Below are 14,553 nucleotides of genomic sequence, written 5' to 3'. Positions count from 1 at the left end.
TTAACTCTTAGAGTATAACGGGATAAGTGCGAAAATAAAAACTTTGGTTTTGGTAGAATTTGCAAATTATGCCTTTTGGTCTATGCCTAACTTCCAATAATCTCACAAAAATTATTGGAGATTTTTATGAATATACAGTATTGAACTTTAAGATAAATTAGAGAACTGAATCAAAGGATAGACAATGCGTGTTTTTGTACTAATGTTCAATGCTGGCACTGATAATGAGGGGATTCACAGCATTCGGATTAGCAATGCTCAAGGGATAGAAGGGAATAAAATCCTCATGTTTGAGTCAGAGGATGATGCCACCCGCTTTGCTTTAATGTTAGAAGCACAGGATTTTGCTGTCCCGACAGTGGAAATGATGAATGCCGATGATGTTAAGGAATTTTGCGAAAGCACTGGCTATCTCTGGGAAATTGTAGCGGAAAATAACGAATTAGTATTGCCACCAGAAACGAATGTCAAACAAACTGATTGGCAACCTGAACCAGAAATAGAGGATACTGATGAAGACTTTTTATCTTACAGTCCACCTGCGCCAGAAATTGCTAATTCTGATTTAGACAGTATTCGACGCAAACTGGAAGGTTTATTATAATTAGTCATTAGTCATTGGTCATTAGTCATTATGGGTAAATAAAAACTGACGACTGACAACTAACAACTGACAACTAACCAACTAACAACTAACTAACCAACTAACAACTGACAACTGACAACTGACAACTAACAACTAACAACTGACAACTGACACAAAGTATATGACAAATTTTCAGGAACGAGGGCATTTACTCACCGAACAAGTTAATCCCAATAGTCTCAATTTAGACCAACTTAACTCCCTGGAATTGGTGGAGTTATTTAATAGCGAAGACCAAAAAGCAGTAGCAGCAGTAGCGGCTGCGAAGGTTCAGTTAGCAGCAGCCATTGACTGCACAGCAGAAAGGCTAAGTCAAGGTGGACGTTTATTTTATGTAGGTGCAGGGACGAGTGGGAGATTAGGAGTATTGGATGCTGCTGAGTGTCCACCGACTTTCTGCACTTCCCCAGAATTGGTACAAGGGATTATTGCTGGTGGTGCGGGAGCATTAGTCCGCAGTTCTGAGGATTTGGAAGATCGGTCTGAAGATGGGGAAAGTGCGATCGCTCAACGACAAATTACCCAATTGGATGTAGTCGTCGGTATTACTGCTGGGGGAACAACTCCTTTTGTTCACGGTGCCATTAATGCAGCACGTCAACGGGGAGCTAAGACTATTTTTATCGCCTGTGTTCCCGCCGAACAAGTTAGTATTGAAGCTGATATTGATATTCGGTTGTTGACAGGTCCAGAAGTTTTAGCTGGCTCTACTCGCTTGAAAGCAGGAACAGTGACAAAATTAGTTTTGAATACTCTCTCGACGGGGGTAATGGTGAAACTAGGTAAGGTCTATGGGAATCGCATGGTTGATGTCGCTGTCACTAATCAAAAATTACGCGATCGCGCTTTACGCATCTTACAAGACCTCACTGGTTTAAGTCGAGAAGCCGCTGGTTTTTTACTAGAACATAGCGGTAAATGGGTGAAATTAGCATTATTAATGCACTGGACTAGCTTAGACCAAGAAGCAGGTAAAAAACTATTAGCAGCCCATCACGGTAATCTTCGACTAGCTGTAAACAGCTACAATCAGAATACTTAACTACTAAATTTACCAACATCACAAAACAGAATTAAAAATGGGTAATTGATAATTACTTACGGTTTCTTGTACCCTAAAAATAAGCGTTATTACTGATATAGTATCATAGACAAAATGAGTATAATATTACAGGATTATTGAGTAAATAAAACAGATGGTTAATTGCATACCGCTAAATTAATCTGAGACTTTTTAATATTTACTAAGTAGTGAGACAGAATTAATTACACAATGTCATTGCGTAAGCGTTGCGTGGCGTTAGCCATATGGAACGAAGTGAAATGAAGCAATTCCAAGGGTTGTGATTGCTTCCCTTCGCTCGCAATGACTGTAAATATTTTTGTCCAATTACTTACTATTCTAAATATCGAGTACTGTTACATAACAATAACTAAATTACATTTGTGTGTAATCCTCCAATACCCTCGCCAAACGTCTGAAGCCCTATTAATAATATCCTAAAGATTTTATTGGTTTGCATATCTATATTTAGAAAGTCGGCATAGGTATTAATCCTCCCAATTAAATTGTCAAATGCTTGTCAAACAAGCCAAACATGGATTTTTATAAATACTAAATCAATAAATTTTCAGGGAAAGTATGATGACCAAACCAGAAGTAACAGAAGCGCAAAACCTATTCAACGAATTTAAAAAGTGTACTCAAGTCCAATATAACGGACAACTAAATATCAAAAGTTCTAAAGGACGAGAATGGACCTTCTACTACCGTTTAGGTAGAATAGTATGGGCTATAGGTAGTGATCATCCCTTCAGACGTTGGCGCAGAAACATGGCTCAACATTGTCCTGATATTGATATCACTAAAATTCGCTGTCGTTATGAAGATATAGCTATTGACCATTGGGATTATAATCTCATAGAGATGCTACATAAAAGACAGAAAATTCAAAGAGAAAAAATTCATGCCATTGTGGAAAACACTGTAGCTGAATTATTTTTTGATCTAGCTCAGGAACTAGGTTTTGCGGCTGTCACCTGCAATTACAGCCAGAAAATCATATTAGAAATGCCTATGAGCTTCACAAATGCAGATATGTCCATTAAACAAATGCAAGATGCGTGGTCAATTTGGTCACAAGCTGGACTAACAAATATTTCTCCTAATTTAGCGCCAGTTTTACGCCGACCAGAACAACTACAGCAAATGGTAAATCCATCTGTATATAAAAATTTTGTGAGTTTAATTAATGGTCAATCCACATTACGGGAGTTAAGCATCAGAATGAAACAAGATGTCATGCCTGTAGCACGTTCCCTACTTCCCTATATTCTTAAAGGCATTATTGAGTTAGTATCAGTACCTGATTTACCCTTAACAGTCGAATCTAGTAGTTCCACTAGTAGAAACCCCAAAAATCAAGCTCCTCCATTAATAGTTTGTGTAGATGACAGTCCCCAGGTGTGTAACATCTTAGAAGGAATTATGACCCGTCATGGACTGAGATTTATTAAAATCCAAGACGCTATCCAAGCTTTACCTATTATCATCCAACAAAAGCCAGATTTAATTTTCTTAGATTTGATTATGCCCATAGCCAGTGGCTATGAAGTATGTACACAATTACGCAGAATTTCCGCTTTTGCGGAGACACCAGTAATCATATTAACTGGTAATGATGGTTTAATAGATAGAGTTCGGGCGAAAGTTGTCGGCTCTACAGACTTTATTTCTAAACCAATCGTAGCAGATCGGGTTATGAATGTAGTTCGTAAATATTTACGCGTCCCCAATTTATCAAACAATAATCATGATACTAATTTAGAAGCTACCAGTAAGAAAAATTTTTGACCTCAATTAGTGATAAAAACAGGTAATATACATAAGAATCAGTATTTACCGACTCTTGGATTGAGATATCTTGAAAAAAGTTCATGATTTTTACTGAGATAGTAATAATAAAATAGTGTTAAGATTAACAATGCTAACTGTTGATTGTTTTGTTGGTTGCCACCAGCATTAAATCTTTTTAAAAGAATTCAATAGGTAATTGTTATGAGTACCGTTTTAGTAGTAGAAGATGGCTTAACTGATATGGAAGTTATCAGTAAATACTTACAGCAAGCTGGTTATTTTGTGGTTTGCGCTACAAATAGTGCAGAAGCACAATCTAAAATAGGTAGGAATAAACCGGATGTAATAGTTTTGGATGTAATTTTGCCGGATAAAAGCGGCTATGAAATTTGTCGGGAGTTAAAAGATAATACCGAAACTAGTAATATTCCTGTAGTTTTTTGCTCTACTAAAAGCAGTGATGTAGATAAAATGTGGGGGAATATGTTAGGTGCTGATGCTTATTTAGCTAAACCAGTAGATAAGGAAGAATTAGTGCTGACTTTAAAAAGATTGATTAAATGATGAATTGTGGGTTAGTCACCGAATTTTAGATTTTAGGTTTTAGATTTAAAATTTGAAGAAGTCTGTACCCTTTCGGTAAAGCAATCTGCATTTTCAGGGGCTAAAAAGAATTATTGAGGGTAGGGGACACTAATTTTGGAAACCAAACAAAAATTTTTGAGCTTTTCTTTAGGAGTCAGAGATACAGCAGTAATTCCCCTGGAGCAAATTACAGAAGTTGTACAAATACCACTAACAGAAATATGTGGTGTTCCCCAAATGCCTAATTGTGTTGTCGGAATTTATAATTGGCGGGGGGAAATGTTGTGGTTGGTTGACTTGGAGGAAATGCTAGGTTATCCACCACTTTTGCAAGGGTCAAATGTTTTGTCCAAAATGATGGCATTAGTGGTAGAACATGAAGGTAAGTATTTGGGAATATTAATCCGTCAACTCATAGATATTGATTGGTTGGATACCCAGCAAATGAAACAACCATCTGGGGAGGTTTTCTATCCAGAAATGATACCTTTTTTGCAGGGATATTTCATTAATGATTCTGAACAAATGATTTTTAATTTGGATGCTTCAGCAATGCTGCAAACTTCTATCTGGACAACACATAGTTAAATAAGGAGTCAGGAGTCAATAAAGAATAAGAAGTTTAGTAATCATAATTTTTATTCTCTATTCTCTATTCTCTATTCTCTATTCTCTATTCTCTATTCTCTATTCTCTATTCTCTATTCTCTATTCTCTATTCTCTATTCCCTACACTTTACTACAATTATTGAGGTTAATAGCATGACAACTTTATATCAAAACCAAAATGAAGATGCTGGAAACATTTTTAGTACATCAGAAAATGAAGAAAAGAAAAAAGATAATGGCAATGGATCTAATTATGATTCATCTAGTAAAAGTTTAATTGCCCAGGAATTTAAAATCTGGAGACAGCGATTTCAAGAGATAACTACTAAAATGCGCCTAGTTGGGGATTTGGAGAAGTTATTATTTGTAACAGTAGCAGAAATTAAAGCTAAGTTAGTATGCGATCGCGTCTTAGTTTATAAGTTTAACACAGATGATACTGGAACTGTTTTAGCTGAATCAAGAAGCACTGGTTGGACACCTGCGATTAATGAAACTCTGGCGGCTATCGTGTTTGGTGTTTATACCAGTGCAGATTATTTAGAACCTGTAATTATTGACGATATTAGTAAAATTCAAGTTACCCCCTACCAAAAGCAGCTACTCGAAAAATTTCAAGTTAGAGCTAGTTTGAGCTTACCTATTTTTATTGATAGTAAAGTGTGGGGTTTATTGGTAGTTCATAGCTGTGGCATACCTCGACAATGGCAAGAAACAGAAACCACACTTTTATCACAAATTACCACAGAAATCACTTATAGAGTTCAAGGATTTAAATTACAAAAAGAACTAAAACAATCTTCCCTAGCTAAACAGTCAGCAGCGAAAGTTATTACCAAGATTTTACAACAGCCAGATGTCGAAAAAATCTTTCAAACAACTACTCAAGAAGTCCGCCAACTATTGAAATGCGATCGCGTTGGGGTGTATCGTTTTAGTGATGATTGGAGTGGTCAATTTGTCTCCGAATCTGTGGGAAATAATTGGGTGAAAGTTGTCACCCCCGATTATAAAATGGTTTGGGAAGATACCCACCTTCAAGAGACAAAAGGTGGTAGATATGCCAATGGAGAAACCTTTGTCGTTAATGACACCTATAAAGTAGGTTTAGCCCAATGTCACATTGATGTTTTAGAACAGTTTGAAGCCAAAGCTTATATAATTTCTCCCATTTTTTCTGGTGAAAAATTGTGGGGTTTATTAGCAGCTTATCAAAATACTGGAGCGCGGGAATGGCAAGATTGGGAAGTCAGCTTTTTAAATCAGATTGGTTCACAATTTGGTGTAGCTGTTTCCCAAGGAGAATATCTAGGAAAAGTACAAAAACAAACTGAACAATTAACTCAGATTACCAAACAGGAAAAGGCTTTAACTAAGATTATTAACCGCATCCGGCAATCTTTGGATATGGGAGAAATCTTTAAAATTGCTACTCAGGAACTACGTCAGGTTTTGCGATGTGATCGGGTTGCAGTTTATCAATTTCATCCAGATTTTAGCGGTAAGTTTGTTGCAGAATCAGTGAGCAATGGTTGGGGTAAATTAGTTAGTACAGACCTGACAGATATCATTGAAGATACTTATCTGCAAGAAACCAAGGGCGGGCGGTTTGCTAAAGGGGAAGCCATAGCGGTAAATGATATCTATCAAGCCAATATTACCCCTTGTTATCTAGAATTATTAGAGCAGTTTGAAGCTAAAGCTTATATCAATGTCCCAATTTTCTTTGGCGATAAATTATGGGGTTTATTAGCAGCTTATCAAAATTCAGCACCTCATGAATGGCAATCTTCAGAAGTTAACTTTTTATCTCAGGTAAGTTTACAATTTAGCCTAGCTAAAACTCAGATAGATTATCTACAAACCCTAGAATCTAAGTCAGAAGAACTAGCACAACGGGCTGAACAAGAAAAAGCCATCAATAAAATTGTTAACCGCATTCGTCAATCCTTAGATGTAGAAGAAATATTCAAAACAACTACCCAGGAAGTTCGTCAGGCTCTGCAATGCGATCGCGTGGGAGTCTATCAATTTCTCCCTGATTGGAGTGGTAAATTTATCGCCGAATCAGTAGGTATGGGTTGGAAAAAAGTAGTAACACCAGACTTCCAAATGGTTTGGGAAGATAGCCACCTCCAAGAAACCCAAGGTGGTAGATACGCCAAAGGTGAAATCTCTGTAGTTAATGATATCTATCAAGTTGGTTATGCTCAATGTCATATCGAGATTTTAGAGCAGATTGAAGTTAAAGCCTACATCATCGTCCCCATCTTTTTTGAAGAAAAATTATGGGGCTTATTAGCAGCCTATCAGAATTCTGCAACCCGTGAATGGCAAACTTCAGAAGCCAACTTTTTAACTCAAATAGGATTGCAATTTAGCCTAGCTAAATCCCAAGTTGATTATCTAGATAGATTACGACAACAATCTGCTAAAATTGCCCAGATAGTTGAACAGGAAAAAACCTTCTCCAAGATTGTTAACCAAATTCGTCAGTCCTTAACTTCCGGGATCGAAGAAATTTTCAAATCTACCACCCAAGATATCCGCCAACTATTTAAATGCGATCGCGTCGCAGTCTATAAATTCACCTCAGACTGGGGTGGTCATTTTGTCGCCGAATCAGTAGCTCCAGGTTGGATCAAACTAGTTACATCCGAACTAAAAACCGCCTTTAATGACCCTTGTTTGCAAGCCATGAACGGTGGTGATTATAAAAAAGGTCGCAAATTAATAGTCAACGACATTTATCAAGCCAGCTTTGATACTTGTTACATTGAACTCCTGGAAGGATTTGAAGCCAAAGCCTATGCAATTGTCCCCATCCTATTTGGCGAAAAACTCTGGGGACTACTGGCAGTTTATCAAAACTCTAGTACCCGCCATTGGGAAGAGCCTGAAACCAATCTGTTAGCGCGGATTGGTGATCAATTAGGACTAGCTTTGCAACAAACAGAATTCTTACAACAGCTACAAACCCAATCAACCAAACTATCAGAAGCAGCAACAAGAGAAAAAGCAGCCAAAGAACTACTCCAACAGCGTTCCATTCAACTGCTAATTGCCCTGAAACCAGCCCTCAAAGGGGATTTGACAGTCCGCGCCCCCATTACTGAGGATGAAATAGGAACAATTGCTGATGCTTATAACGGGACTGTGCAAGCACTACAGCAGATCGTTATTCAAGTACAAACAGCTTCTCAACAGGTAGCCCAAACCTCCAGTAATAGCAGTACCTCACTGGTGGGATTGACTCATTTAGCCGAACAACAATCTGGGGAAATCACTAAGGCTTTAAGTGATCTGCAACAGATGGTAAATTCGACACAAGCGGTAGTAAATAATGCCCAATTAGTACAGATAGCCGTCCAACAAGCCAACAAAACTGTAGATTCTGGCGATACCGCGATGAATGAAACAGTTAATGCTATTCAAGCCATTCGAGAAACCGTAGCTCAAACCAGCAAAAAGATTAAACGTCTGAGTGAATCATCTCAAAAAATCTCCAAAGTTGTAAATCTGATTAGTAGCTTTGCCACTCAAACTAACGTTCTAGCTCTGAATGCAGCTATTGAAGCCACTAGAGCCGGTGAATATGGGAAAGGCTTTGCAGTAGTAGCTGATGAAGTCCGTTCTTTATCTCGTCAGTCAGCAGCTGCAACTATCGAAATTGAAAAATTAGTTCAGGAGATTCAAGCGGAAACTGGGGAAGTTGCCGTAGCAATGGAAACAGGGATTCAGCAAGTTGTCGAAGGAACAAACTTAGTTAATGAAACTCGCCAAAATCTTAATGCCATTGTGTCTGCAACTGCGGAAATTAGTCAATTAATTGAACGCATTACTGAAGCCACCCAAGTACAAATGCAGCAATCTGGTACAGTTACTAAATCCATGAATGATGTGGCAGAAATCGCTAACAAAACCTTTGGGGAATCTCAAGAAATTGCCCATGTTTTTCAAAGCTTAACTGGAATGGCACAGGATTTATTAGCGACTGCTAGTAAGTTTAAAGTCAAATAAATAGGGAGTGGGGGAGTGGGGGAGTGGGGAGTGGGGGAGTGGGGGAGTGGGGGAGTAGGGGAGTAGGGGAGTGGGGGAGTGGGGGAGTGGGGGAGTAGGGGGAGTAGGGGAGTAGGGGGAGTAGGGGAGTAGGGGGAGTAGGGGGAGTAGGGGAGTAGGGGGAGTAGGGGGAGTAGGGGGAGTAGGGGGAGTAGGGGGAGTAGGGAAGTAGGGGAGAAATTTCTTTCTTCCTCGTGAACTCGTGAACTCCTGAACTCGTGAACTCCTGAACTTCTGAACTTCTGAACTTCTGAACTTCTGAACTCGTGAACTCGTGAACTCCTGAACTTCTGAACTCCTGAACTCGTGAACTCCTGATAGCGCAGCGTGGCGTTAGCCATACTCCTGAACTCGTGAACTCCTGATAGCGCAGCGTGGGGTTAGCCATACTCCTGAATGGGCGCAGGCCCTGCGCCCCTACCTGCTGAACTCCTCGATTTAAAATCAAAAATCAAAAATTATGATTACAGATCAAGCAATTCGTGAACAAGGCTATGCCTATTTTTTGGGCGAAGCACCGGAATTATTGCAAACTATTGAACAAGATTTATATACTTTAGTTGAAAATTCTAGCACAGCTAAAATACATAATCTAATGCGGGCAACCCATACAATTAAGGGTGGGGCAGCAAATGTTGGACTCGATACCATCATGACAATTGCCCATTCTTTAGAAGATATATTTAAGGCTTTATATAATCCTAATGTTGTTATTGATAGTGAATTACAAACTTTACTTGTTGAAGGTTATGAATGTCTACAATTAGCAGTGACGGCAGAAGTTACTAGCAGTAACATCAATGCTGATGAACTTTTGAACCGAGCTACTACAGTATTTATTCAAATCCAAGAAAAGTTAGGTGATGCTTTCGGAGCAGAAACTCATGTGCCGACATCGGAAGAGTTAGGATTTGATATTGTTAAATCTATTTTTGAAGTAGGAGTAAAACAACGTCTAGATATTCTGAATCAGGCTCTTACTAATCCACCAGATAATACTGAATTTTGTGAATTACTCCACTCTCAAAGTGAAGTATTTATTGGCTTGGCAGAATCTTTGAATCTACCAGGATTGGAAAAATTGGCACGCACAATTATGGCGGTTTTAGATGCAAATCCCCAAAAGGTGCGAGAAATTGCTAAAATCGCTTTCACTGATTTAAAAGCAGCACAAATAGCTGTTTTAGGGGGCGATCGCACTTCTGGAGGTTCAGCATCTTTAGAATTGCAAGCGCTGGTAAATACGACAAATGATGATTTATTTCCTGTAATCACAACCAGTTCTTTGGCAACAATCCCAAAATCTGAGTCATATCTGGGATCTATTCACCAATCTTTTGCTGATACATTTTTTAATAATACAACAGAATTTTATCACTTTTTAACTACTCTTAGCAATGGGAATAATCAACCTTTAAAACCAGTTCACGCCAAGGTTTATTTAAAAACTATTCGCTATATTTTTGGCTGGTTTAATCAGTACAGAGAAATACCAGAATCAGAGTTAAATCTATCTTTATTAATTCCTTCATCTAGTCAGAAATATCCCGTCAATTATTTAGAACATTGGCTAGAACAATTTCTTTACTTTATAGAAAAAGTAGGGGATAGCAAATCTTTATGTCTCCATCGTCGTGGTGTAATTTTAATTATTATTTTAGCCATTGCTAAATTCCAATATACTGTTGAGCAAAATAATAGTGCCATTCCCATTATCAAAAAATTAAGGCAGCAAATTCGTGAATTAGGCAAAGAATATAAAAATTATCCACCAGTCACAGAAGCCGAAAAAAACTGGCTAGATCATCCTAAATTACAAGATTTGCTAGTAATCAAAGAAATAGTTCCTTCTTCATTACTCGAAGAAAATAATAGCCTTCTGGAATCAATATGGGGAGGAGAATCTATTTTAGAGCCAGATAATATACTCGCAATGCCAATCATAGAAACAACAGAAGGCGTTCAAGATGATATTTATTTAGAAAGTGTGACATCATCAGCAGTTAGTGAAGAGGTAGTCACAAACTATGATACAAAAATTAATCAGCAATTAGAAGAAAAAACTACTGATGCAGTTACTAGAAACTCTCGACAATCTTCCTTTGTCCGTGTTGATGTGGAAGGACTACAACGCCTGAATTACATAACAGGTGAATTACTAATTTCTCAAAAAAGACGGACTTTATATGATGACCAAGTTATAGAATTAATTGATAGATTAAGTCAGCAACTTCACCAACACCAATTAACTTTATATCAATTACGAGATTTGCCATTACAAGGAAATAATGTCTCATCTCATCATACCCAGTCCCTGAGTTCAGTAAATTTTGATTCCTTAGAAATGGATGTATATTCAGAGTTTCAGTTAACACTGCATTCAGCAATGGAAGAAACCTTGCAAATACAAGAAACTTCCGAATCCCTAGAATTACTGATGAAACAAGCTGCTCAAATTGGGGAGAAACAACAAACCTTAACCTTAAATATTATAGATAACTTGGTAGAAGCGAGAATGTTACCTTTAGGAACTATCCTCAGCCGCTTTCCGCAAATGGTGCAGAATCTAGCCAATGTTTATGGAAAACAGGTAGAATTAAAACTTACTGGTACAGATGTTCTAGTTGATAAAGCGATCGCCGAAAAACTCTATGATCCCCTTTTGCAACTGGCACGCAACTCTTTTGATCATGGGATTGAATCTCCAGAAATTCGCCGAGAAAGAGGCAAATCAGCACAGGGTATCATTGAGATTTTTGCCTATAATCAAGGTAGTCAAACTGTTATTGAAATCCATGATGATGGACAAGGATTAAACTTAGAAAAAGTTCGTAGCAGAGCCATAGAACTTAATCTAATTCCCCATGATAATAGTGGAGATTATGTTCATCGCCTCACCGAATCTGAATTAATAGAGATGATGTTTGCTCCGGGATTTTCTACAGCCGGGAAAGTTAGTGAAATCTCTGGACGCGGGATGGGTTTAGATATTGTTCGTACCCAAATACAATTACTTAACGGCTCAATTTCTGTGCAATCATCACCTCAGCAGGGAACAACATTTATTCTTAAAATTCCTTTCTCTATGACTACAGATAAACTCATGTTAGTTCAAGCAGGTGGTGTTATTTACGCTTTACTACAAGATAGTATTGAAAAAATAGTTATTCCCTCTGCTCAACAAATCAAAGAATTTGAAGGCAAACAGTTTTTACATTGGCGGACAGATGAAGATGAATTGATGGTCAATATCCAAAAACTGGCGGGGTTAATGTACTATAATGGCGCAGTTTTGAGTACAAATAATCTGCAAAATTTCCCAGATAATTCAGAAGCAGGAATGGTGAAAAATCCCATCATTTTATTGCGTCGCCATCATGGTATGGTAGGCATAGAAGTTGATCAAATTATTGGAGAACAAGAATTAGTAATTAGGCCGTTAGGAAGTTCCATTACCCCACCAAAATATGTTTATGGTTGCAGTAGTTTGGCTAATGGTAACTTGATCTTAATTATTGATGGGACGCTGCTTATTGATACTAAAGAAATGCAAGCTACATTGGATGTCATGTCGCTCCCGATGGCACCCGCAGCAAATCAACAAGCTTTACCAGAGACAGTTGCCACTCACACCCACAAACAGTTAACCGCTAATGTGTCAGGAAATAGCCAATCACCAAAAGTAATTTTAGTGGTAGATGATGCTATTAGTCTGCGGCAAACTCTCTGTCTCACTTTACAAAAATCAGGATATCAAGTATTACAAGCTCAAAATGGTATGGAGGCTTTAGAACAACTACATCTACATCCAGAAATTGAAGTAATTATCTCTGATTTAGAAATGCCAAGAATGAACGGATTTGAATTGTTAAGCCATATCCGTCAAAACCCAGATTTTGCTAAAAAACCAGTTATTGTTCTCACCTCTCGTAGCGCAGATAAACATCGTCAGTTAGCTTATGAATTGGGGGCAAATTCTTATTTAACTAAGCCTTACTTGGAGCATGAATTTCTCGCTACCGTTGAGATTTTAGCTAATGGGAATAACGAGGATTCAAGCCAGGGATTAATAGCAGCAGGTAAATAAGTAATGGGACAGAATTAATTACACAATTGATTTTTCTGTTCCCTGTTCCCTGCGATGCACTGAGCTTGTCGAAGTGTTCCCTGTTCCCTCTCTCAACGAGTGAATTTAATTTTGTCCGACTACTTATGGAGAATTTTCTGCAATTTTGTATTTTGAATAAGGATAACAGCTAGTGAAGCTATGGTATATTTAGGGGTGGTGCAGCCCTGAATATGGCTAAAATTAGGTCTACTACTATAAAATCTGATAGGGTATGGCATAAGCCGGAGAATTTGTTTAGACACACTCACTAACTCGATGACAGGCAAAAACGCAAGACAGAATGCATTTCTGCGGTTGGTGTCCAGTAAGGTCGAAGTTTCCGAGTCAGCATCTCGCTACTTGTTGCTTCCTGGTAAAGAAATGGTAATTGGACGTGACCCCATCTGCCAAATTGTCTTGGATGCCGTAATATACCGAATGGTATCTCGTCGTCATGCGGTAGTTCGTCCCGTTTCTTTAACGACCTATAGCGGCTATAGCTGGGTAATTTGTGATTTAAATAGTGCCAATGGCACTTTTTTAAATGGAGAACCCTTGAAAGGATGTCAAGAATTACATTTAGGCGATCGCATTTCCCTTGGTGCTGATGGGCCACAATTTATTTTTGAGTACGAAGTTGTTGCTCAAAAAACAATGATCAATGTCAGTAAAGCGACAGTATTATCATCTGTTAATTATCAACATCTGTCATCAAAGCAAGATTCTGTAAGCTTCACACAATTATTTCCTATTATCTCTACTGGTAAGGATCTCACTCGCAAAGCCTACCTGATTCCAGGAATCTTAACAGTAGTTTTCGTGGTATTAATGTTTGCTACGGTAGGTCATCCCCAAGCCAATCAAGTAATTGTGGGATCTTACATCGCTTTTGCTGCTTACTATTTTGTTTATCAATTGTGTGGTAAATCTAAGCCTTGGTGGGTACTCCTGGCTACGGCACTGAGTACGATGTTAATTTTACTGAGTCCTCTCTTAGATTTATTTATCAAAGTCTTCCGAAATATCTTACCTGGGACTTTGGATGCGACATCTCCAGATGGGATTACCTTCACCGAATTATTAGTACGGATGTTTTTTGGTGCTGGGTTAATGGAGGAACTCCTGAAAATACTACCAGTATTAGGAGCATATTGGATTGGCAAGTCCCTCCGATCGCCCTGGCGAGAACGGATTGGGGTTTGGGAACCGCTGGATGGTATTCTCTTGGGTACAGCTTCCGCTGTGGGGTTTACTTTACTAGAAACTCTTGGTCAATATGTACCCTTAATTTCCCAAAATTCTGGTCAATCAGTCGGTTTACAGCTACTTATTCCCCGCATTTTAGGTTCTGTGGCTGGACACATGGCTTACAGTGGGTATTTAGGCTATTTTGTGGGTTTGGCTGTGTTAAAACCCCTGAAAGGCAAGCAAATCCTCACGGTGGGTTATTTGAGCGCTTCTGCACTCCACGCTTTATGGAATGCGACGGGTTCTATTAATGCTTTGTTTTTGGTAGTAGTTGGCGTTTTATCTTATGCCTTTCTGATGGCGGCAATTCTGAAAGCACGGGTATTGTCACCTACAAGATCAGAGAACTTTGCTACTCGGTTTCTTGATCCAAAGTAAGTAAGAGGCAGGGAGTAGGGGAGTAGGGGAGTAGGGGAGTAGGGGGAGTAGGGGGAGTTGGGG

At 38.5% G+C, this 14,553-nt stretch carries 8 protein-coding genes; all 8 read left to right on the top strand.

Annotation, left to right across the window (positions count from 1 at the left end):
• Positions 1 to 184: 184 nt before the first annotated feature.
• Positions 185 to 604, top strand: coding sequence for a DUF3110 domain-containing protein (locus AA650_RS10995; RefSeq protein ID WP_027400778.1), 420 nt, complete (start codon positions 185 to 187; stop codon positions 602 to 604).
• A 163-nt stretch (positions 605 to 767) separates the two neighbouring features.
• On the top strand, positions 768 to 1,688 hold the full coding sequence (gene murQ, locus AA650_RS10990; protein WP_039204873.1) for an N-acetylmuramic acid 6-phosphate etherase: 921 nt from the start codon (positions 768 to 770) through the stop codon (positions 1,686 to 1,688).
• Between the two features lie 603 nt (positions 1,689 to 2,291).
• Positions 2,292 to 3,500 (top strand): response regulator, encoded by a 1,209-nt coding sequence (locus AA650_RS10985; protein WP_053539055.1) that lies wholly within the window; start codon positions 2,292 to 2,294, stop codon positions 3,498 to 3,500.
• A 204-nt stretch (positions 3,501 to 3,704) separates the two neighbouring features.
• The gene (locus AA650_RS10980) at positions 3,705 to 4,067 is read left to right on the top strand and encodes a response regulator transcription factor (RefSeq protein ID WP_053539054.1); all 363 of its coding nucleotides are present in this window, start codon (positions 3,705 to 3,707) and stop codon (positions 4,065 to 4,067) included.
• A gap of 135 nt (positions 4,068 to 4,202) precedes the next feature.
• Complete coding sequence (locus AA650_RS10975) at positions 4,203 to 4,676, top strand: chemotaxis protein CheW (RefSeq protein ID WP_053539053.1); 474 nt, start codon at positions 4,203 to 4,205, stop codon at positions 4,674 to 4,676.
• A gap of 174 nt (positions 4,677 to 4,850) precedes the next feature.
• Positions 4,851 to 8,717 carry a GAF domain-containing protein gene (locus tag AA650_RS10970; protein ID WP_053539052.1) on the top strand — a complete coding sequence of 1,289 codons (3,867 nt, stop codon included), beginning with the start codon at positions 4,851 to 4,853 and terminating at the stop codon, positions 8,715 to 8,717.
• Between the two features lie 499 nt (positions 8,718 to 9,216).
• Complete coding sequence (locus AA650_RS10965) at positions 9,217 to 12,843, top strand: hybrid sensor histidine kinase/response regulator (protein ID WP_053539051.1); 3,627 nt, start codon at positions 9,217 to 9,219, stop codon at positions 12,841 to 12,843.
• A 297-nt stretch (positions 12,844 to 13,140) separates the two neighbouring features.
• Positions 13,141 to 14,490: a PrsW family glutamic-type intramembrane protease gene (locus AA650_RS10960; protein ID WP_053539050.1), complete on the top strand. Its 1,350-nt coding sequence runs from the start codon at positions 13,141 to 13,143 to the stop codon at positions 14,488 to 14,490.
• Positions 14,491 to 14,553 lie beyond the last annotated feature (63 nt).

Source organism: Anabaena sp. WA102 (genome assembly GCF_001277295.1).
Lineage (GTDB): Bacteria > Cyanobacteriota > Cyanobacteriia > Cyanobacteriales > Nostocaceae > Dolichospermum > Dolichospermum heterosporum.
The sequence above is the reverse complement of the archived record's forward strand: the minus strand, read 5'-3'. Positions and strand labels throughout refer to the sequence as shown.